Raw genomic sequence first — 20,701 nt, forward strand, 5'->3', positions numbered from 1 at the left:
CGGAAACCCTTTCGGCGTAACGTGATCAGCGGATCTCGGGCGGGCGACGCCGGCGTCCTTCCGCTGTGGACTGACGATTGATGCCCGGTGTGCACCACGCGATATCCCCGGCTGTCGTCCAATGGGGACAGCCTCGATCTACGCGTGCTGCAGCAGTTCTTCGCAATCGGCACCTGGCTGCTCGGGCTTCGTCCAGGCTGAGCGGCTACCGGTAACACGATGGACGGAATGTCGAACCAATGAGGGTAGCCGTCACCGGCACGGCAGCGGCTCCTCCACAACGGCCAGGAGGTCAATTGTGACTGCCTTCAGTGCCCCAATCCCAGGTCGCGGCCGATTTCGCAGGGGGGCAACGGTCGGCGCGCTGGTCGTATCCGTGCTGGTGCTGGTGGTCCTCGAGCGTGGTTACCGGGTCCTCGAGGTGCAGGTCGCGGGCCTGATTCTTCGTGGCGTGACATCGACGGGAGTCGAAGTGTCCGCCGCTCGGGAGACCGTGTACTTCGGGTTGACAGGCCCCGCTCCGCTGGGGTTGACGATGACTCCCGAGTGCTCGTCGCTGTTCCTGCTGCTGCCGCTAATTCTGGTGGCCGCGGTCATGATCCACTACCGGCCACTCGGTCAGCGGAAAGTGCTGATCGCGTTGGTCATCTCCGTTGTCGCATTGTTTTTCGTCAATCAGTTGCGGTTGCTCATGATCGTCGGCCTGGTGCGGTGGCTGGGTGTCAATAAGGGCTATTACTGGGGTCATACACTGCTCGGCTCGATGGTTAGCGTCTTCGGCGGCGCGGTCGCGCTGGTGTTGTTCGTGTGGCTCGGTACCCGACGCTCCGGTGGCGCACGATTCACTCGAAAGAGTGATATCTGATGGGCGTCGGGTCGCTGAAGGTGTTGCTGGCGGTCACCCAAGCGTTCGCCCTGACGATGAGCGTGGCGTTCATCGTCTACGTCGTGGTGATCGTCGTGCCGTACCTGCGGCGCACCGCGGCGCCGGTGGGAGACCCAGCCGACTTCACGTGGCACTTCTTCGTGCCGTGCCGCGACGAGCAGGCCGTGATCGGCGATACCGTCCGCTACCTGCGGACCACGTTCCCCAGTGCCCACGTCTGGGTCGTCGACGACGATTCCGAGGACGCCACGGCCCAGGTCGTGCGCGCGCTGCGGCGCCGCGGCGGTGGCCATGACCCGTACCTGCACCTCGTCGAACGTCATCGACCGCAGGCCAGGACCGGCAAAGGTGACGCGCTCAACGCCGCTTACGACGCCCTCAACGACTCGATAGCCGCCGGCGTTGCGCGCGACAGCGTCGTGGTCGTGGTCGTCGACGCGGACGGGCGCCCGGCATGGAACTGTCTCGAGGTGTGCGCGGCCGCCCACCTCTTCGGTGACGAAACCATGGGCGCCGTGCAGGTCGACGTCCGGATGAGCAACGTCGATGCCCGGGCGCCCGGGCGGAACCGGTTTTCCCGCGCGTTCGGATCGAAGCTGGCGCAGTTGCAGGATCTCGAGTTCCGCACGGCGATCGCGGCGATCCAGACCTCGCGCGGCTTCACCGGCACGATCTCGATGGGCGGCAACGGCCAATTCACCCGGCTCACCGCGCTCGACTCGATCGCGGGCGACAGTGGCCGGCCGTGGCGCGGTTCCCTGTTGGAGGACTTCGAGCTCGGCGTCCACCTGCTGACCGCAGGCTGGCGTACCGGGTTCACCCCTGACTCGTTCGTCGCGCAGGAAGGCTTGTACAGCCTGCGACGGTTCCTGGTGCAGCGCACCCGCTGGGGCCAGGGCACCATGCAGTGCGCGCGGTACCTGCGCCAGATCTGGGATTCACCCCACGTCAGCACCCTCGGTGCGGCCGAGATGATGTACTACCTCGCGCAGCCGTGGCTGCAGTTGCTCGGGTCGCTGCTCTACCCGATCCCGTTCATCTTGTTACTGATCAGCACCGCCGGCGACCCGGCGCAGGTGTGGACCTGGTTCACCGGCGGCGCGTGGATCCTGTTCGCGATCTACGGATCGTTCGGACTGCTGCCGTTTGTCGTGTGGGGCCCGATCTACCAGCTGAAGTGCTTGCACAGCAGGAATATTCTCCGCGGCGTCGGGATGGGCATGGCCTACGCGCTCTACATTTACGCCTTCTACATCACATCGTGGCGCGCGCTGACCCGGTTGGTGCGTGGTCGCAACGGCTGGGCCAAAACCCGCCGGAACACCGACACCGCCGTCGGCGTGAAAACCGCACTCGACACCTGAGAGCTTGTGACTGGCTGCATCTAACGAAAAGTAGCTGATCTCTGCAGTAGACCGGGAACAGGGTCGGGATCGTCGCGCTCGAAGTCACTTCGATACTTCGACCGTCGCGAGTCTCCACGGTTGGCTGCCCGCCGATTGGCGGCTGATATCCGCCCTGCTCGTGTGAAAGGCTTGAACCAAACCGCCGCGTAGATTCCGGTGCCCGGCAGTGCGCGGGGGCAAAACGGCGACAAGAACGGGGTCACCGCTTTCGCAGGTCGGTACAGCGTGAGGGGAAAGGATCAAATCCATTTTTCCTCGGCAGCGTACTTTCACGGTGCTGCTCCTGGTGCTCGCTTTCGCGGGTGTGGGACCACCCGCCCAGGTAGACGTGTCGCACCACGCGGTGTCCATCGCCTGGCACGGACTTTGGTGCAGGACACGGTGGTCATGGTCGAGGGCACGGTCACGACCCCTCGGGCGCGTTCGAGTCCAGCTTCTTCGACAAGGGCTTCGCCATCCAGGACCGTGGCGCCGGGATCTACGTCAGCGTTGCGGTGAACTCGGACCTGACGCCGGGGGATCGGGTTCCGGGTAACCGGCACGCTGCGCGACAGCTCCGGACTGCGCATTCTCGTCCCCGCTGCCCCGGCCGCGGTCTGGGTGCGCGGCAGGGGACCCAAGGTCCACCCGAAGCCGCTCACGACCGGCGCAGTCGGCGAGGCCACGGAAGGGCTGCTGGTGCGCGTGGCCGCCACGATCACCAAGGCCCCGGAGCCGGATTTGCCCTACGGCCGCAAGTTCTACGTCGACGACGGCTCCGGCGAACTCACGATCTTCGCCAACACCGAGACCGGCATCGACCTCAGCGGCCTCGCCGTGGGCGGAACCGTCCGCGTGACCGGCTTCAGCAGCCAGTACGACACCCACTACGAAATCGACCCGCGATCCCCGGCCGACGTCACCGTGCGGCAACCGTAGGACCCCGAGAACAGGACGAAACCGTAGGCACGAGAGAAGCATTTCCCGACTACGCCGACCAGGATTTCCTCAGCACCATCCTGGTCAGCGTCAACCAGTCTTCACCGAGAACTACCTCAACCACGGCCACGCGTGGCTCAGCGCCTGGCTGGGGGAGAACCTGTCCTGGCAGGCCTCGTCCGAACCGGGTCTCGGACCGACGACGGGGCGACCGGCAGCTGGTACGGCGAGATCAAGGATTACGACTTCTCCGCCTCCACCTCCAGCGAGTCGTCCGATACCGGGCACTTCACCCAGCTGGGTGAAGACGCTGCGGGTCGAACTGTTGGACCGCACGCTGATCTGGAACGAGACTCACCTCCGGCATGCGCTCCGTGAGTACGAGCGGCACTACAACCAGCATCGAACCCACCGATAGCTGGCCGCCGCGGCGCCCCTGCGAGCCCGGCCCCAGGCCCTTGAACCCGACCGGATCGAACGCCTCGTGATACGCCGGCAGGACCGACCCGGGGGAGTCCTCCACGAGTACGGACATGCCGTTTGACATGCATGGACGTGACTTCGGCACCCGCAGGGCCCGGCACCCGCCCCGAGCGAGTGCCGAGCCCACTCTGGTCGGCCTCGTGGGCCGGTCAGTTTCCCGCCGGAACGGTCCCCGCCTGGTCGGTGATGGCGGTGTGGACCGAACTGTAGGAGGTCACGGTGTCGGCTTTGATGCCTTCGATCCCCCCGTCGCCTCCTGGCGTGAACTGGGTCGTCCGTTCCCCGATGAACTCGCCGGTGTCGCAATCGACGATGATCTCGTAGAGATAGGTACCGTCCGGGGGTGTGACACCCAGGGCGACGCCCTTGCGGCCGTCGAGGTTCGCCACCTGCGCGGTGATCTTCAGCCCGGGGATCTTGGCCACCGCGCGGTACACCGCTTCCTTGAGATCGGCGGGTACGACACCGGTCTTCAGCAGAGTGGCCGCGACTGCCAGCACACCTCCGCCGCGGGGCTTGTTCGCCAGAAAGGGATCTTTGAGCATGAGCTCGTAGAGCTGTTGCGGGTCGCGGGGCAAGTCGGCCAACTGCTGTTTGGTGGGTGCGCTCCATTCGCCGGCGCCCCGGCCGGCGAAGATCAACGCTTTCTCGGGGAACTGGCCACCCCGCGCGCGCCACTCACCGGACTGACGGATTTCGTTTTTGTTCTGGCCCTCGGTGGTGGGGGTTTGCTCGTTGCCCACCAGCCACTGCTTGTTCCCCGTCTGCCCGATCTTGAGCAGCCATTCACTGTCGAACTCGCTCGGCTGCCAGGTCTGCCTCAGCTCTTCGGCGAGGAAAGCGAACTGGCGCTCTTTGCTGGCGACCAGGTACCAGCCGCGGGTCTCGGTATACCGGAATTTCCCCGCGGGAATGGGTGCCTCGCCCGTGACATGGATCTTGTCGGCCGCTTTGTCCAGCGCCTGCTGCACCGACGCGAATTTCACCGCCGGCACCGACGAGGTCGGCTGGGGCGAGGGGTCACCGTGGTCTCCGCCGGTGATCGCCACGGTGGCGCCGACGGCAACGACCACTACCGCGGCGGCCGCGCTGAGCCACCAGCGCCGTCCGGCGAGAAGCCCTGGCTTTCGTGTCGGCTCGGTCACTGGGTTGGTGTCGGCCACCAGGGTGTCCCTTCCTTCGAGTGAGCGCACTGCGTTCAACAGTGTGTTTCGTGCCTCGGCCAGGGGCTGCCGGTTGGCGAGTTCGCCGGGGCGCATCAAGATCAGCCCTTCGTCCAGCTCTTCGTCGGTCCACAAGCGGTGGACGTTGTCCTCAGTCATCGGCCTGTACTCCTTCCTCATCGCGCGCGGAACTGGAGGCCGCGGACGCCTTCAGCAAGCGCCGGATCCGATGCAAGCGGGAGCGCACGGTGCCGGCGGGAACACCGAGCGCCTCGCCGATCTCGGTCGGCGCCAGTTCCGCCCAACTGGTCAGCAGCAGCACGTCCAGATCGTTCGGCGAGAGTTCCGCCAACGCCCCGGCCAGGTGCTGCACCCGGGTCTGCGCGTCGATCCGTTCGGCCACCCGATCGGCATGCCCGTGCACAACCCGCCTGCTGTGCTCGTGCGCGGCCACGCGCAACTGCCTTCGTTGGGCAGCGACCTCGTTGCGGACCTCCGTGCGCAGTAGGTTCGTCGCGATACCGAACAGCCAGGACCGGGCGCTTCCTCGCTCGGCGTCGTAACGGTCGCGCTGCTGCAATGCGATCAGGAACGTCTCGCTGAGCAGGTCACCGGCAATGTCGACACCGATCCTCCCGACCAGATAGCGGTGTAGGACCGCGGCGTGCTCGTCGAACAGACGCCGGAAAGACTCCTCGAGATCACCGCGGCGCAGGTCAGGCCGATCATCACCGCTTGCCGGAGTTGATTGCCGCGTCATAGTCACAGCAAGTATTGGGTTTGCGCGGCCGAAGCGTTCACGCGGAGCACGCGAACGGGTCTCCGAAGTGGGCCACCCTGTGGGGCTCGAGAAGTCATCGCCGCTGGTGGGAGCCCGTGTGCGCGGCTCCTCTGCGGCGGCTGAGATGCTACCGGGATGATCATTTCGTTGCTGTACCGGACAACTCGTGCGTTGTTGTCCGTACCGGCGATACTGCTGCGCCGGGACGCCGGCAAGGACGTCGAGCTGCTCGTACTCCGACATCAGAACGCGGTGCTGCGGCGACAGGTCGACGGTCCGGTCCGTTATGAGCACGCAGACCGGTTCTGGCTGGCCGCGCTGTCGTCGCTGCTCCCGAGCTACGACGCAGCGCGTGACTGAGCCGCTGTGCCTGCTAGGGAGCGGCCAGAGCGGCTTCGGCGCCGCACGGAAGTTCCATCCGCTGGTCCCGCGCGCTGAGCGACCACACCCGCACCACGCCTTCGACCCGGCGGCCCATCGTGCAGTCCGTGGTCTCGACGCCCGTCCGGGCGAACAGGGCCACACCGACGTCGGTTCCCCGGACCTGGACGAGGACCTCCGGTGGGATCCCGGCCAGGTGGGTCTCGGGATCCACCGGGGGCGTGGGCATCCCGGCGGTCAGCGCCGCGCGGACCTCCGCCACGCCGGCCGTGGCCGGCAGGTGTCCCAGGACGGCCTCGAGCGCCGGGACGAACCCGGCCGGGATGCCCCGCTTCGGCACCGGGGGCGGGGTGATCGCGGCGGCGTTCGCCGGGCAGGTGATCCGCGACGGTCCCGACGACGTCCCGTAGTAGTCGAACTCGACGCGGTAGCAGGCGTCGAAAGCGTCCGGGCCGAGGTTCCAGTCCGTGGGCGGCGGCTCGTGGTGGATCCGCCAGACCAGACGGGCCATCGGATCCCGGGGGCCGTCGTGGGGCAGGTCGGTGACCTCCAGGATGCCGAAGCTCGCGCTGCGCCCCAGCGGCGTGGCCAACGCGGCGCGGGCGAACCCGGCGGCGTCCGCCTGGCGCGGGTAGCCGATCGCGGCGGCGAGCGTGGTCGACTGCCGGTCCGTCTCGGTGTCCCCCGCCGCGACCGGCGGAACGAGCCAGAAGGACCCGACCACGGCCGCGCAACCGAGTACCACGACGATGCGTGAAACCCTCATAGCGCCCAGGTTATCGGCGCCGGATCGCCAAAGCCTGAGTAGTTTCCCCCGTTTCCGGAAGCACCTGAAGTAGTGTCTTGTCCCGACTCACACGCTGCGTTGAGCGTTTTGAGGCGGACAGATCGTGTTCGAGAACGTCGGTACCGCGTGTCGATTCAGCGCACCATGCCGGATTCCCAGGCCCAGACCGCGATTTCAGTGCGGTTGCGCGCCGCGATCTTGCGCTGGATCGACGCGAGGTGGGTTTTGACCGTCGACAGCGAGATCGTCAGTTGCTCGGTGATCTCGGCGTTCGTCCGGCCCCGGGCGATGGCCTGAGTGACTTCGAGTTCCCGCTGGCTCAGGGGCGGGTCGGCGCGGCGGGTGTTACGGCGCGCCGGAGACGCGGTGAAGTGGGCCAGCAGCCGGGTGGTGATCGATGGCGAGACCAGCGCTTCGCCGTTCGCGGCCGCGTGCACCGCCTCGACCAGCAGTCCGGGGCCGGCGTCTTTCAGCAGGAAGCCGCAGGCGCCTGCGCAGAGGGCTTCGTGGACCAGCTCGTCGAGGTCGAAAGTAGTGACGACCAGGACACGCAGTGGATGCTCGACGTCCGGGCCGGCCAGCTGCCGGGTGGCATCGAGTCCGTCGACGATGGGCATGCGGATGTCCATGAGCGTGACGTCGGGCCGCAGCTCCTGGGCCAGCTGGACCGCCTGGTGGCCGTTGTCGGCTTCACCGACCACCTCGAGACCGGGTACCCGTTCCAGGATCAGCCGGAACCCGGTGCGCACCATGGCCTGGTCGTCGGCCAGTAGGATTCGCACGGTCACCGCGACGTTCCCCCTTCCGGCAGCGGCAGTTCGGCGAGGACCCGCCAGCCGCGGTCCCCGTGCTCGCCGGCTGTCAGCCTGCCATCCAGTGCCGCGATCCGCTCGCCCATCCCGATGAGGCCGTAGCCGCCCGGCGCCCGGCGCACGCGGCCCGGGCGGAGCCCGTCGTTGCTCACCTCGACGCGCAGGTACCGGCCGTTTTCCGCCGGCTCGACCACTACGACGACGTGCCGGGCGTCGTGGGCGTGCTTGCCGACGTTGGTCAGCGACTCCAGCACCACGCGGTGAACGGTCGACACGGTTTCCGGCGTAACCACCAGGTCTGCCAGCCCCGGCGCGAGCCGCACAGTGACGCCGTCGCCGTGAGCGCCCGCGGCTTCGACCGTCTCGACCAGGTTGCTCGCGGGGACCGCGGAGCCGTGCCCGGGGCTGCGCAGCATCACGACCAGCCGCCGCACTGCGCCGAGGGCTTCCGAGCCTGCCTGCTCGATCTCCTTGATCAGGTCATGCTCGGGACCCTCGGCGAGGATCACGCTTGCGGCCTGCGTACGCACCACAACGCCGGTGATGTGGTGGGCGACCAAGTCGTGCAATTCCCTGGCCAGCTCGAGCCGCTCCCGGTCGCGGGCGGCCGCCAGTGCGGCGTCACGGCGGGCGTCGCCGTCCCGCAGGATCAGCCCGACCATGACGCTGCAGCCCCACAGCAAGGCCCACATCACCGCCACGGCCAGCGTCGCGGACGTGCTGCCGTACCGCAGTACTGGCGCGGACGCCATCGCCAGCCCGCCGAGCACCGCGAGTACCGCGGCGAGCCCCCGGTGCAGCTGGTGGCATGCCGCTCCCACCAGGAGCATCGACGCCACGACCTCGGGATCTCCGCCGATCTCCGCCGGCAGTGCCACGAAGAAGCCCACTCCGCTGCAGGCCAGGGAGAGCGCGATCGCCGAAGCGGTCAGCGTTGCCGTCCGCTCGGGAAAACGCCGCCGCAGCAGGGCGATCGCGCCTGCCGCCAGACCCACCGCGAAGTAGAGGATCTCGCCTGCTGAGGCCGGGGCGTGCACGATCAGCCGTCGCACGAGCAGTTCGAGGTTCAGCCCGGCCACGACCACGACCTCGGTGATCACGAGACCGCGGACCGGCTGTGGGGCGATGGTCGGAAGCACGGCAATCCTTCCTGCGGGTGCCGGGGTGATCATCATGAGGGGCCGCGGACATTCCGGCACCCCGGCACCCGGGTGATCACCGGGATTTCGCCGCGCAGGTGAGGTCGTGTTCCGGCCGTTGCCCCGTGGTCAGGAACGCGGTCGCCGCCGCATCGGCGCACGGGTTGGCGACATAGGGGTACACGCCATGGCCGCCCGCGTCGACGATGACCATGCGCGCCCGGTCGCCGAGCGCCCGCCGCATCTGCAGGGCACCCGCCAGCGGGGTCGCCGGATCCCGCAGGTTCTGCAACATCAGCACGTTCGACGGTCCCCGGTCTCCGACGCGCACCGGCGGCTCGGCCGGCTTCGACCAGAACGCGCAGGGCTGGACGTTCGCCCCGGCGGCGCCGAACATCGGGTGACGCAGCCGGTCGAGCGCCACGGCGGCCTGGTAGGTGCCGACCGACCGCGGCCACTGGGAGTCGTTGCACACGAGGTAGTAGCGACCTGAGATCAGGTTGTCCACATCCGATGGAGCGCCACCGCCGGGAAGTTGCGGGAGCGGCCGGCCGGTGTCCAGCGCCTGCCACACCTTGGCCACCAGCGGCATTGCCACGTCGTTGAAGAGGAAACCGTAGGTCAGCATCCGGAAGGTCGGACCGTCGACATCCTGGGCCGGCGTTTTGTCCAGCCGCGCGGCGAGCTCGAAATATTTCGCAGTGACCAGCGCGGGAGTGCTACCCAGGTGGTACGTCGAGTCTTGGGCGGCGGCGAACTTGGCGAAGTCCGGGAAGCGGTCGTCCATCCCCTGGGCGAAGAGCCGGTCGTTCGCGAAGTCCCAGCCGGTCGCGTGCAGGTTGCTGTCGAGCAGGATCCGGTCGCTGCGCTCGGGAAACAGCGTGGTGTACACCGCGCCGAGATAGGTGCCCCACGAGTAGCCGGCGAAGGAGGTCTTCTCCTCGCCCAGTGCTGCCCGGATCCGGTCCATGTCCCGCGCGACGGCGGCGGTGCTGAAGAACGGCAGCATCGATGCGGTCTTGGACGTGGCGCACTGCTGAGCGATTGCCTTGGACTGGTCGGCCCGCATCGCCACGTCGGCGGCGTTGCGCGCATAGGGCGGGACGTTGCCCACCGCCTGCTGCTCCGCGGTCAAATCACACGTCACCGGGGTGCTGTGCCCGATCCCTCGCGGGTCGAAGCCGATCAGGTCGTAGCTGTCCAGCACGCTCTGCGGCAGCTTCGCGGTGACCAGTTCGGTCGGAAACTTCAGCCCGGATGAGGGCCCGCCCGGGTTGGTCAGCAGCACCCCGCGGCGCTGCGCCGGGTTCTTGCTCGCCAGCCGCGAAATCGCCAGGTCGATCTGCGTGCCGCCGGGGTTGCGGTAGTCGAGCGGGACCTTGATCGTCGAGCACTCCAGCCCGGGTGCGGTAGCGTCGCCCGGACAGGGCCCCCATTGCACCGTACCCGGCGGCGTTCCGGCCTGGCTGGCTCCGGCGGGCACCCCCGCGAGCGCCCCTGCCCCCAGGACGCCGATCGCGAGCGCGATGGACCACGTCTTCTTCATCCGATACCCCTCCTTGAGCCGACGCTAACGCGCCGGAACCGTCGCTCGTCAACCTGCGCTGGCCGGTGGTGAGCGAATTTCATTCTGCTTGGCATCGATGCAGTGCACATCGAGCGCGCGAATGGTTCCGAAGAGGCCGGGTATCGGCCAAAAGGACTAGGGCCGGAAGTTTCGGGTGCGGCTCGGATAGGAGCTGCCGGCCCCGGGCTTCGCGAATGCCGGCGTGATTAACAGGACGTCCGCTCGGAAGCGCTCGGAGAGGACGCCGGGCTGGTGTCGGCGATGTCTTCGGAACGGACTCCAGGCCGCGACCGTGATGAGTAGCTGCGCAGCGCCGCGCGGGTCCTGCTGCTGGAGAACTGCGGACCGGCGCAGCTTTGACTTCGCTCGAAGCGTTCGCCGAAACCTCGACGGCGCGTTCTGCGCCGCTGTGTTCTGCGCCGTGGTGCATTGGGGACCGGGCGCCTGGCTTGCGCCTCGGCGGGCACGTGCCGGCGCTGCTCAGCGGGCCGAGCGGGCCGGTTCACGGGAACCTCGGTGAGGCGATGGGCCCGCCGCAGGGTACGGCCACCTGGCGGGCGTGCCGGCGATGACCGATCCCGACCTGACCGCGCAACCGTTCGTCGCGCACATCGACGACTCGTACCGTCAGCTCGCCGACGCGCTGCGCCGCGCCCAGGCCGGAGGTCGGATCGCCGTCGGTGTGGACGTCGACAGGCCGCGGGGCACGTGGTGGCGCTCAGCCACGGCGTCGGCACGAGTGGCCTCATCGGACAGCTCGCCGTGGACGCCGCCGAACGATGCTGGGCGCCCACCTGGACGCGCTGTTCTCCGGGGTCAGTGGCTGCCTGCGAGCTCGCCGGACAGCGTGCCGTGCCGGCGCGCACTGTCGGCGTTGAGCCCGACGATCTCCACGGTCTTGCCCCGGCCTTCGTACTTGGTGGTGATCGCGTCGAGGGCGGCGACGGTCGAGGCGTCCCAGATGTGGGCCGCGCTCAGGTCGATGATCACCGTGTCCGGGTCGTTGGCGTAGTCGAACTGGTAGACGAGGTCGTTGCTGGAGGCGAAGAACAGTTCGCCGGTGACGGTGTAGACGACCTGGCGGCCGCCGGGATCGACCAAGGGGGAGACCTCGACGAGGTGCGCGACCCGGCGGGTGAAGATGACCATCGCGGTGATCGTGCCGACGACCACGCCGATGGCGAGGTTGCTGGTCGCCACGACCACGGCGACGGTGATCACCATGACCGTGATCTCGCCGGCGGGCATCCGCTTGAGCGTGGCGGGGGCGACGCTGTGCCGGTCGAAGGTGCCGAAGGCGACCAGGACCATCACGGCGACCAGCGCCGCCATGGGGATGTCGGAGACGACCGGGCCGAACACGATGCACAGGATCATCAGGAATGTCCCGGCGAGAAACGTCGAGAGCCGGGTGCGGGCGCCGGCGGTCCGGACGTTGATCATGGTCTGGCCGATCATCGCGCAGCCGCCCATGCCGCCGAAGATGCCTGTGACGACGTTGGCGATGCCCTGGCCGATCGCTTCGCGGGTCTTGTTCGAGTGGGTGTCGGTGATGTCGTCGACCAGCTTGGCGGTCATCAGCGATTCCATCAGCCCGACGAGGGCGAACGCCAGTGCGAAAGGGGCGATCAGTTTCAGGGTGTCGAACGTGAACGGCACGTCCGGCACGCCCGGAACCGGCAAAGACGACGGGAGCGCGCCCTTGTCGCCCACTGTGGGCACCGAGATGCCCGCGGCGATCGTCAACGCGGTGAGCGCCACGATCGACACCAGTGGGGCCGGGATCACGCGCGTCAGCTTCGGGAAGAGGATCATGATTCCCAGGCCGGCGGCGAAAAGCGGGTAGACCGGCCACGGAACGTCGATCAGTTCCGGCACCTGCGCCAGGAAGATCAGGATGGCGAGCGCGTTGACGAACCCGACCATCACGCTGCGGGGCACGAACCGCATCAGCTTCGCGACGCCGAGGGAGCCGAGCACGATCTGGATGAGCCCGCCGAGGATGACGGTGGCGACGAGGTAGCCGAGGCCGTGTTCGCGGGCGAGCGGGGCGACGACGAGGGCGATGGCGCCGGTGGCGGCGGAGATCATCGCCGCGCGGCCGCCGACGACCGAGATCACCACGGCCATGGTGAAGGAGGCGAACAGGCCGATGCTCGGGTCGACGCCGGCGATGATCGAGAAGGAGATCGCCTCGGGGATCAGCGCGAGCGCGACAACCAGGCCGGCGAGGATCTCGGTGCGGGCGACCTTCGGCGAGAGCCACGCCGGGCGCGTGCGCAGAGAGGACAGAACAGAAGACAAGAGGGCAACCTGACGTGCTCGGGCGCCACGCGGCGCGGCAGTGACCACGTCGCCGACGACGTGGCAGAGGGCTGGAGGGCGAGCAGACGTGTGCCTGCCCGGGCGAGGTTCGGTTCGACCGGCGAAGGGTTAGCTCGGCTGGATCACGGCACCTGCTCGGCGTGTACGGGGATGCTCCTCGGCTCGACAAGGGGACTCGGGGGCGGCAGTGACCCCGGCGGTCCGGCGGCGTGCTCGCCACCGTCGTCGGCGACTGAATAGGGCCACCGTACACTACCCTCACGTAAGAGTAGACTCGCCGGGTGACTTCAGGTATTACGGCTCGACCTCGTCCGGTGGACGTTCCCGGCGAGGCAGGGCGACGGCGGACGTTCGCCGTCATCAGCCATCCGGACGCGGGCAAATCGACGCTCACCGAGGCGCTGGCGGTGCACGCCAGGGTGATCTCCGAAGCCGGTGCGGTGCACGGCAAAGCCGGCCGGCGCGGGGTGACCTCGGACTGGATGGAGATGGAACGCGCCCGCGGGATCTCCATCACCTCCGCGGCACTGCAGTTCGCCTACGGCGACACCGTGATCAACCTGCTGGACACCCCCGGGCACGCCGACTTCTCCGAGGACACTTACCGGGTGCTCTCGGCGGTGGACTCCGCGGTCATGCTCCTGGACGCGGCCAAAGGCCTCGAGCCGCAGACGCTGAAGCTGTTCGACGTCTGCCGGTACCGGGGCATTCCCGTGATCACGTTCATCAACAAGTGGGACCGGCCCGGTCGCGACGCCCTGGCCCTGTGCGACGAGTTGACCGACCGGATCGGGCTCACCGCGATGCCCGTGACCTGGCCGATCGGGCAGGCCGGGCAGCTGCGCGGGGCGCTCGATCTCGCCGAGGGCAACGTCATCCGGTATCAGTCCGCGGCGGGCGGCGGCGGCGCGCCCGACCTCCGGCTGGACGCGACCCAGGCGGAAGCCGAGTTCGGCGATGACTGGCTGCGCGCCCGCGAGGAAGCGGACCTGCTGCTCTCCGCGGGCGGCGAGTTCGACCTCGCCCGGTTCACCGCGGCGACGGCGACCCCGGTGCTGTTCGGCGCGGCGGTCCGCAACTTCGGCGTGCGCCGGCTCCTGGATCTGCTCGTCGACATCGCGCCCGGGCCCGCCCCGCGGCTGGACACCGGACATCACCCGCGTGCGCTGGACGCGCCGTTCTCGGCGTTCGTGTTCAAGGTGCAGACCGGCATGGACCCGGCGCACCGAGACCAGATCGCGTTCGCCCGCGTCTGTTCGGGGGAGTTCGAGCGCGGGATGGTCGTCACCAACGCCTCCACCCGGCGGCCGTTCGCCACGAAGTACGCCCAGCAGGTGTTCGGCCAGCAACGCTCCACAGTGGACACCGCGTATCCGGGCGACGTCGTCGGCCTGGTCAACGCCACCGCGCTGCGGGTCGGTGACACCCTCTACGCCGGCAAACCTCCGGTGCGCTTCCCCGGCCTGCCCAGCTTCGCGCCCGCGCACTTCGCGGTCGCGCGCCCGGCCGATCTCGGCCGCGCGAAGCAGTTCCGCAAAGGCGTGGAGCAGCTGGGTGCGGAAGGCGTCGTGCAGGTCCTGCGGTCGGACCGGCGGGGCGACGCCGCCCCGGTCCTGGCTGCGGTCGGGCCGATGCAGTTCGAGGTGGCCGCGCACCGCATGGAGCACGAGTTCACCTCGCCGATCCGGCTGGAGCAACTGCCCTACCGGGCTGCGCGGCGCCTGGTCGATCCGGTCCAGCGCGGTCTCGTCGACTCCGGGGCGCGCAGTGAGGTCCTGACCCGTCTCGACGGCACGGATCTCGCGCTCTTCGCGGAGGAAATGGATCTGCGGCTGCTGATCCGCCGGTTTCCCGAGCTGGAGCTGGAAACGCTGGTCGCGGAAGGAGGTTGAGGGCGCGCGTCAGCGCGGTGAACGCGCCGCCGTGGCGGTAGCCGGGCGATCCGTGGCCTGGTGGGACCTCAGGAGTCCCGCGAACTCCTCGGCGACGGTCAGTTTCGCCCGCAGGTCCGCGCACGCCTTTTCGGCGGTCTCGCTGAACTCCCCGAGCCGGGCCGCGGGGTTCTCGATGTGTGGGCTGCCGGGCACCGGGTCGAGGATGGCGAGCAGGTCGCGCATCTCCTCCAGCTGGAACCCCAGCGGCTTCATCCGCTTGATCAGCAGCAGCCGGTCGATGTCGGGTTCGGTATAAAGGCGGAACCCGCCTTGGCTGCGGGCGCTGGGCACCACGAGGCCGACTTCCTCGTAGTAGCGGATCGTGCGCAGCGACAGCTCAGTACGCTCGGCCACCTCGCCGATCTGCATCTGCTCGCCCACGCTGGGTCCTTTCGTCCGCCGCGGGTCAACGGTAACGCACCTCGCCGCCCGGAGACCGGCGTCACAGCAATCCTACCCTCACGTGAAGGTAGTGTCTGAATCGGCAATGGTCCGTTCTGGTCCCCGCCGCAGCGCTCTGCCCGGCGCCGCGTTCCGCATGGGGAACCCATCACTTCACACGTTAAAGGGGAACCCGACGGTGTCCTCCGGCGCCATCGCGCCGCGGTCCGTCGCCGTGCCCGGCCAGGCACACCTGCCCCGCGTCGTCGGCGTAGCGGCGGTGCCTTGGCCCTGCACACCACGTCCATTCCGGAGATCCTTCTCGAACTGCGTCCGGCGATGCTGACGGTCGCCGTCGCCGACGACAGTCCACGGCCCGCGGTGCTGATGGGACGAGCCGGAAGCAATTCGCCGGCGCTTGGTCTGCGGATCGTGGCGGACGCGGCGCGGGTGTGGGGGAGCAGCTCGCGCTGGTCCGGAGGCAAGATCGTCTGGGCGGTACTGGCCACCGGCCGACGCCGCGACCAGCATGACGGGTAGCTGCCTCCGGCGGGTTCTCGGGCGCGTCGAGGGGTTCTCGATCGTGGCCGGGGTCAAAGGTGACAATCCTCTGCGTGCTGACGCTCACCGCTGCTCTAACCTCACCCGCTCAGAACAAGTCGCAGAGTTCTGCCGAGACGAGGCGTCCGCCTGTGACACTGCAGGAGGCGCTCACCGATCCTGACCCGTTGATCCGTTATCAGGCCCGTCGGCAGCACGCTTACGAGAGCGGCGAACTGGTGCTTGACTCGGACTTGGTGACCCTTGACCGCATGGTCGAGATCTGGCAGCGGAACAGGGATTGCTTGCGTGAGCACCGCTTGCGCGCGGCGGAGTCGCGCCGCACGGCACCTCGAGCAGGCCGTAAAGGGTAGCCGGTCACTTGAGGCTGCCGTGGGGTTTATCGGCCCGTCTGGAGGAGTCGGAGGACGGGCCATCGGTGATTCAGAGATGATCTGGTGAGTGGTGCCCGCGACGCCGGGCGTAACCGAGCCCGATCGTCCTCATACTCGCCGAGGACCCGATCACGAACATCGACACCAGGAACGGCTCGTACGTACCGATGGGCTGAGCCGCTGAGGCAGGAACGCGCCAGGGCGTACATCAGCAGTGCGGTGGTGAAACGTGAGCGATTCGCCGACGGCGGCTCCGCGTCGGTGGCCGGTGGCATGACGAGCGCGATGGCCGGCGACGCGTGTCCGGGATCAGTACCCGTTGTCCCGGTCGATGCGGCGTGGCGAATAGCGGGAGTCAGTGCGGCAACGGCGAGGTCAGCGTCGAGAACACGTGACCTGACCCAGGCCCCGGTGCCCGGCCATCGTGTCGTGGCCTGGAGGCCGGCGTCGACGTCGACAGAGGCGACGGTGCTTGCGGAGTCGCCCACGTACACGCGCCGGCCGTCCGTGCTGACCGGTGAGGTCACCCGTCCGGGGAGAGCTATCGACCACAGGGGCTTCCCGAACGGTGACAGGCGATGAGCCGCTCCTGCGACGGCAGCAACACCGTGCCATCCCGGAGTACGAGAGGTGAGGTCGACAGATTGCCGCCTGAGGAGCCGCCTGAGTCGTAGGTCCAGCGGTCGCTGCCGTCGGACGGATTCAATGCGTGCAGCACGCCGCCGTTGGACGTCACGGATAGCGTGCCGTCGGCACCGACGACCGGCCCCGGAGTCACGGCATCCTCCAGTTTGCCCTCCACCGCACTGTTCCTTCGCGGGACCGTCCGTGGTGGATGATCCGGAGTGGCGGGCGTCATGCAGGGCCGAGGGCCACGGCGCCCATGTCTCGGTGCCCGGCGGCTGTTGCGGCACCACGACCGGTGTGGCGGACGCGGGCGCGGGGCCGGCTGTGGTGCGCAGGCGGCCAGTGCCACGGCGAGCAGGGCTACGACGGGAACGAGCCGGTTGGCCACCGAACTACGCGATTCAGCCTTCTGCGAGTGCCCGGTCGCTCTTGCGGGCCTACTTCGCGGGACGGGGCGCAACGGCTGCTCCGACTTCGTCAAGGGTCTGCTGTGTGACCAGGCCGGTGTCCTCGAGGACTTCCATGTGGTCCATGACGGTCAGGCTGGCCTGGCGGGCCAGGCGCCGGACGAGGTCGTTCTGGGTGCTCGCGCGAACTTCGGCGATGGTGGCGAAGATCTTGCCGTGGGACGACCGGAGCAGGCCGACGAAGAGCTCGTCGAACTGCAGTCCCTGCGCCTCCGTCAGTTGGCGGTCCCAGCCCTGTTGCTCGGCGGTGGCCTGGTCGGGGAGCTGCACACCGGTGATGGCCGAGTCTTCGCGGACGAGCTGGTCCAGGAGCGAGTGACCGTCGAGCAGGTGCATGCCCGCTCGCTTGACAGCCTCGCTGCTGGCGTGGGTCTGTGCGAGCCGGCCGGCGGGGATCTCCCACAGCCCGGCTTGCCGGACCTTCACCAGGAAAGTCTTGTCCACGTCGGTGAGCGGTCCGCTGTTCCCACTGGGCGGCGCTGCTTCCGGGGCGGCGCCGGCGTGCGCGCCGGCCGGAGCCTGGCCCGCCTGGTCGGTACCGCCGGTCGCGATCGCGACGGAGCCCACCCCGAGTGCGGTGGCGGCGACCACGCCGACGATGATTGCGCGGGCTTTCGTGCTGCTTTTCATGCCACGGTGACTCGACATGATTCCCTTTCGGACGGTCGTTCGGGGAGGGCGCCCGCCGTGGGGACGGGAGTGACGGCGGGCGCCCGGTCCGGTGTGGGTCAGGCGTTGCAGGTCTTGTTGCGGTTGATGCAGTTGACGACCTGGTTCATGAGGCGTTGGGACATGACATTGGCGAAGTCGTCGTGGTCGGACAGCGGGTTGTGGTCTTCCTGGGGGAATGAGTCCACTTTGTACTGTTTCTTGACCTGGATGTCGTGCGGGATGTCGTAGACGAGGGTGATCCGCAGCTGCGGCACCGCTGTGAAGCCCTGTGCGCACCGGCCACCCTTGTCCGGGAAGACGATGTGCGTGCGGTGGTTCGCGCTGTCGGTGTTCTTGCCGTCCCAGCAGCTCGGGAAGGTGTGGATCCGCTCGACCTTGCTGCCGTCGGGACAGATCGGGTACTTGTCGGTCAGCCGGTTCTCGAAGCCGGTGCAGGTCCACGCCGCCCGGGTGTTCTTCGTTCCGTTGACCGACGGCTTCGCGTCGCCCGTGAGTGCGCGCAGGAACTTCGGCATCGCGGTGACCTGGCCGGCCGGGCTGCCGCGGAAGGTGATGCCGACCTTCGCCGGGCGCTGGATCTCGCCGTCGTTGTCCGGCAGTTCGTTGTTCTCGTCCGCGCCGGGCAAGGGCTTGGCGTCTCCGCCGGTGCCGGTTTGCTGCCCGAGGGTGCAGGGGGCGAGGGCGTCGAGGCCCTGGGGTTTGGCGGCGGTGCGGCCGATGGCGATGGCCATGCGGTCGATGGTGGCGGCGCGTTTGTCCTTGAGCGGGCCGAGGATGGCGTTCTGGACGAAGTTGGGGCCGCCCTGGCCTTGGCTGGTGGCGAGCCGGTTGTTCGCTTCCTGGAGCTGGGAGTTCAGCAGTTTCAGGTTGCGGTCCACTTCGGCCTTGGCCGAGGCCGGGACGGCGGGGAGCTTGCTCGCGACGTCCGGGCAGGTGATCTGCTGAGCCACCGCGCCGCCGGGCGCGCCACCGCCGTTGCTCGCGCTGTTCCCTCCAGTGCCGGCCTGCTCTTTGAGCGTGCAGGGCGCGAGTGCGTCGAGGCCCTGGGGTTTGGCGGCGGTGCGGCCGATGGCGATGGCCATGCGGTCGATGGTGGCGGCGCGTTTGTCCTTGAGCGGGCCGAGGATGGCGTTCTGGACGAAGTTCGGGCCGCCCTGGCCTTGGGTGCTGGCGAGGCGTTGGTTGGCTTCGTCGACCTGGGTGTCGAGCAGGTCGAGATTGCGGTTGATCTCGGCCATCGCGGAGTCGGGGACGTCGGGAAGCTTGCTGGCGACGTCCGGGCAGGTGATCACCGGGGTGGTGGCGGCCTGGGACGCTTGGTCGCGGTCGCCGTCGGGGGATTGGGCCGGCGGGTTCTTCTCTTCGTCTGCGGTGTCGATGCGTACCACCGGCCAGAAGTAGGCGGACTTGTCGCCGTTCTTGCATGTGGTGCCGGCGGCGTCGAGGCTCTTGTTGTTCGAGTCCGCGTTGGAGGAGAGGTTGCCGACGTAGTCGTGCAGGTGCTGGGCGCCGTTGCGGATGCCGGGCTGGGCGACGAAGTTGTCGGGGTTGAAGTGGCCGTTCTCGTTGCGGCCGCAGTCGACGGTGAAGGTTCCGGTGGACGCGCCGCGGGAGTTCGCGGGCTCGGAGTTGTTCGGGGCGACCTTGAGGATGTCGATGTAGAGGGCGGGGTCGGCTTCGTCGGCGCCGGCCTTGCCGGGTTCGCCGAACGTGGTCGCCACCACGATGCCGCCGGCTGCGATGGCGAGCGCGAGGGCGCCGGTCGCGATCTTGGTGCGTCGGGAGATGCGGTGCCTTCCGGTGTTTCCGGGCATGGGTGACTCCGTTGTTCGGGGCGACGGCAAAGGGCAGGGGGTGCCGCCGCAGATGTGCCGTACTGCCTGGGGAGTAGCGGGGACGGGGCGCTCACTGACCCGACATCAGTGGAAGCAGCGCAATACCTGTTAGCGCTAACCACGACGGAGAGGTTTGTTCCTCGGGGGAATGGATGATCTCCGTGGTGGTTGTGGCGGCAATCGTCGCTTGTCCGCTTCGGGTTGTCCAGGGTTCGGAAGGTGTGCGAAATACTTCGGAAATGTGGTGAACCTTGGTGAACCGGCGTCCGTGTATCCCGGTGGAGCGTGAAGTCTGCAGCTCGGCTGCAGCCTCGGGATCGCAAGGTGATTGTCAGGTGCACCGCCGTCCTGATGCGGAAAGGTGACCTCGACCAGCGTCGACGAGTGCGGACCGAGAGGGAGCCAGGCGGACTATGAGTGCACGGACCCCGGAAACGGACCAGCGCGGTGTGCCGCGCGAAGCCGGTGAAAGTGGGGTGACGGCGCGGCACAGCGTGGTGTTCGCCGCCACCCACGCCACGGCGTTCCTGGCCGGGGTTTGGCTCGTGCTGTCGCCGTACGTGTTCGACCAGCGAGTCGGCGGCCTGTGGTGCGACCTTTGTGCCGGTGCCGTCCTCGCCGTCAGTGGTGCCGCCGCGCTCGTCGAGCCGGGGTCGGTGAAGGTGTGGCGGCCGGTGCAGCTTGTCGCGGGAGCGTGGCTGATTGCGGCACCGTTCGCGCTCGGGCAGGACGCCGTCGCCTCCGCGACCCGGGTTGGTGACCTACTCCTGGGAACCGTCGTGTTGGTCGCGTGGGCGGTCGGCGCGGCGGCGGTGTTCCGGGCCCACCGGCGCGGGGAGCGCCGCCGGCGACGCGGCAGCTGGGCCGGGCGCCGTCGGGTGTGATCGTCGCCGGCGGATCATCCGCGGTGACCGTCGGGCGCCGACTTCGGGGAATTGGGTTGCGCTTCAGCGGAGGCGATCTTGCTGTCGGCCGGGCGCGCCGTTGAGCCGGTGTCGCTCGTGCAAGTACAGCGCCTGGCCGATGTCGCCGAGCAGCATGCCGAACGAACCGGCGATGAACAGCCAGATCGCGAGCAGCTCGGTGGTGTGCCAGACGAACAGGACACTGCCGACGAAGAAGACGAGGTTGCCGGCCACCCCGATGACCAGGTGCACGGTCGGGAACTCGCGGACGAACGCCTTGAGCATGGTTACTCCCAG

Annotated in this window: 20 protein-coding genes; 8 read left to right on the forward strand and 12 right to left on the reverse strand. The window is 68.5% G+C overall.

The features are described from left to right. The first annotated feature begins 298 nt into the window (after positions 1-298). The 3 genes from xrtP to OG494_RS06225 all read left to right on the forward strand — a co-directional run bounded on the left by xrtP (position 299) and on the right by OG494_RS06225 (position 3,210). Complete coding sequence (gene xrtP / locus OG494_RS06215) at positions 299-865, forward strand: exosortase P (RefSeq protein WP_328452820.1); 567 nt, start codon at positions 299-301, stop codon at positions 863-865. Beyond that, positions 865-2,250, forward strand: coding sequence for a glycosyltransferase (locus tag OG494_RS06220; protein ID WP_328452822.1), 1,386 nt, complete (start codon positions 865-867; stop codon positions 2,248-2,250). Before xrtP ends, OG494_RS06220 begins: the two co-directional genes overlap by 1 nt. A gap of 642 nt (positions 2,251-2,892) precedes the next feature. Then, positions 2,893-3,210, forward strand: coding sequence for a hypothetical protein (locus OG494_RS06225; RefSeq protein ID WP_328452824.1), 318 nt, complete (start codon positions 2,893-2,895; stop codon positions 3,208-3,210). Between the two features lie 632 nt (positions 3,211-3,842). On the opposite strand, the gene OG494_RS06230 is transcribed toward OG494_RS06225, so the two are convergent. Both OG494_RS06230 and OG494_RS06235 read right to left on the reverse strand, forming a co-directional pair. After that, positions 3,843-5,015, reverse strand: coding sequence for a CU044_5270 family protein (locus tag OG494_RS06230; RefSeq protein WP_328452826.1), 1,173 nt, complete (start codon positions 5,013-5,015; stop codon positions 3,843-3,845). Next, entirely contained in the window at positions 5,008-5,616 is a 609-nt protein-coding gene (locus tag OG494_RS06235) for an RNA polymerase sigma factor (protein ID WP_328452828.1), read from the reverse strand. Before OG494_RS06235 ends, OG494_RS06230 begins: the two co-directional genes overlap by 8 nt. A gap of 156 nt (positions 5,617-5,772) precedes the next feature. Between OG494_RS06235 and OG494_RS06240 the strand changes: the two genes are divergently transcribed. After that, positions 5,773-5,997 carry a hypothetical protein gene (locus OG494_RS06240; RefSeq protein ID WP_328452830.1) on the forward strand — a complete coding sequence of 75 codons (225 nt, stop codon included), beginning with the start codon at positions 5,773-5,775 and terminating at the stop codon, positions 5,995-5,997. A gap of 13 nt (positions 5,998-6,010) precedes the next feature. Here OG494_RS06240 and OG494_RS06245 read toward each other — a convergent pair whose 3' ends face one another. The 5 genes from OG494_RS06245 to OG494_RS06265 form a co-directional block, all read right to left on the reverse strand. Further along, the gene (locus OG494_RS06245; protein WP_328452832.1) at positions 6,011-6,784 is read right to left on the reverse strand and encodes a hypothetical protein; all 774 of its coding nucleotides are present in this window, start codon (positions 6,782-6,784) and stop codon (positions 6,011-6,013) included. 155 nt (positions 6,785-6,939) lie between these two features. Continuing rightward, positions 6,940-7,593 (reverse strand): response regulator transcription factor, encoded by a 654-nt coding sequence (locus OG494_RS06250; protein WP_328452834.1) that lies wholly within the window; start codon positions 7,591-7,593, stop codon positions 6,940-6,942. Then, positions 7,590-8,756 carry a sensor histidine kinase gene (locus OG494_RS06255; RefSeq protein WP_328452836.1) on the reverse strand — a complete coding sequence of 389 codons (1,167 nt, stop codon included), beginning with the start codon at positions 8,754-8,756 and terminating at the stop codon, positions 7,590-7,592. Before OG494_RS06255 ends, OG494_RS06250 begins: the two co-directional genes overlap by 4 nt. A 76-nt stretch (positions 8,757-8,832) precedes the next feature. Then, a complete protein-coding gene (locus tag OG494_RS06260) occupies positions 8,833-10,302 on the reverse strand; it encodes an alpha/beta hydrolase (RefSeq protein ID WP_328452838.1) in 1,470 nt (489 codons plus the stop codon). 837 nt (positions 10,303-11,139) lie between these two features. Beyond that, a complete protein-coding gene (locus OG494_RS06265; protein ID WP_328452840.1) occupies positions 11,140-12,627 on the reverse strand; it encodes a SulP family inorganic anion transporter in 1,488 nt (495 codons plus the stop codon). 335 nt (positions 12,628-12,962) lie between these two features. Here OG494_RS06265 and OG494_RS06270 point away from each other — a divergent pair, with 335 nt between their 5' ends. Beyond that, a complete protein-coding gene (locus OG494_RS06270; protein WP_328452842.1) occupies positions 12,963-14,540 on the forward strand; it encodes a peptide chain release factor 3 in 1,578 nt (525 codons plus the stop codon). A 9-nt stretch (positions 14,541-14,549) separates the two neighbouring features. Here the strand turns inward: OG494_RS06270 and OG494_RS06275 are convergent, their stop codons facing one another. Further along, positions 14,550-14,963 (reverse strand): MerR family transcriptional regulator, encoded by a 414-nt coding sequence (locus OG494_RS06275; RefSeq protein WP_328452844.1) that lies wholly within the window; start codon positions 14,961-14,963, stop codon positions 14,550-14,552. 285 nt (positions 14,964-15,248) lie between these two features. On the opposite strand from OG494_RS06275, the gene OG494_RS06280 reads away from it, so the two are divergent. After that, positions 15,249-15,503, forward strand: coding sequence for a hypothetical protein (locus OG494_RS06280; RefSeq protein WP_328452846.1), 255 nt, complete (start codon positions 15,249-15,251; stop codon positions 15,501-15,503). Positions 15,504-15,577: 74 nt separating this feature from the next. After that, positions 15,578-15,877, forward strand: coding sequence for a hypothetical protein (locus tag OG494_RS06285; protein WP_328452848.1), 300 nt, complete (start codon positions 15,578-15,580; stop codon positions 15,875-15,877). Positions 15,878-16,439: 562 nt separating this feature from the next. Here the strand turns inward: OG494_RS06285 and OG494_RS06290 are convergent. From OG494_RS06290 to OG494_RS06300, 3 genes are all read right to left on the reverse strand, one after another. Beyond that, positions 16,440-16,700: an outer membrane protein assembly factor BamB family protein gene (locus OG494_RS06290; RefSeq protein WP_328452850.1), complete on the reverse strand. Its 261-nt coding sequence runs from the start codon at positions 16,698-16,700 to the stop codon at positions 16,440-16,442. A 262-nt stretch (positions 16,701-16,962) separates the two neighbouring features. After that, on the reverse strand, positions 16,963-17,622 hold the full coding sequence (locus tag OG494_RS06295; protein ID WP_328452852.1) for a DUF4142 domain-containing protein: 660 nt from the start codon (positions 17,620-17,622) through the stop codon (positions 16,963-16,965). 98 nt (positions 17,623-17,720) lie between these two features. After that, entirely contained in the window at positions 17,721-19,478 is a 1,758-nt protein-coding gene (locus tag OG494_RS06300) for a DUF1996 domain-containing protein (RefSeq protein WP_328452853.1), read from the reverse strand. 434 nt (positions 19,479-19,912) lie between these two features. Here OG494_RS06300 and OG494_RS06305 point away from each other — a divergent pair, with 434 nt between their 5' ends. Then, positions 19,913-20,383: an SPW repeat domain-containing protein gene (locus tag OG494_RS06305; protein WP_328452854.1), complete on the forward strand. Its 471-nt coding sequence runs from the start codon at positions 19,913-19,915 to the stop codon at positions 20,381-20,383. Between the two features lie 63 nt (positions 20,384-20,446). Here OG494_RS06305 and OG494_RS06310 read toward each other — a convergent pair whose 3' ends face one another. Beyond that, complete coding sequence (locus OG494_RS06310; protein WP_328452855.1) at positions 20,447-20,689, reverse strand: YrhK family protein; 243 nt, start codon at positions 20,687-20,689, stop codon at positions 20,447-20,449. Between the last annotated feature and the right edge of the window lie 12 nt (positions 20,690-20,701).

Source organism: Amycolatopsis sp. NBC_00438 (genome assembly GCF_036026695.1).
GTDB lineage: Bacteria > Actinomycetota > Actinomycetes > Mycobacteriales > Pseudonocardiaceae > Amycolatopsis.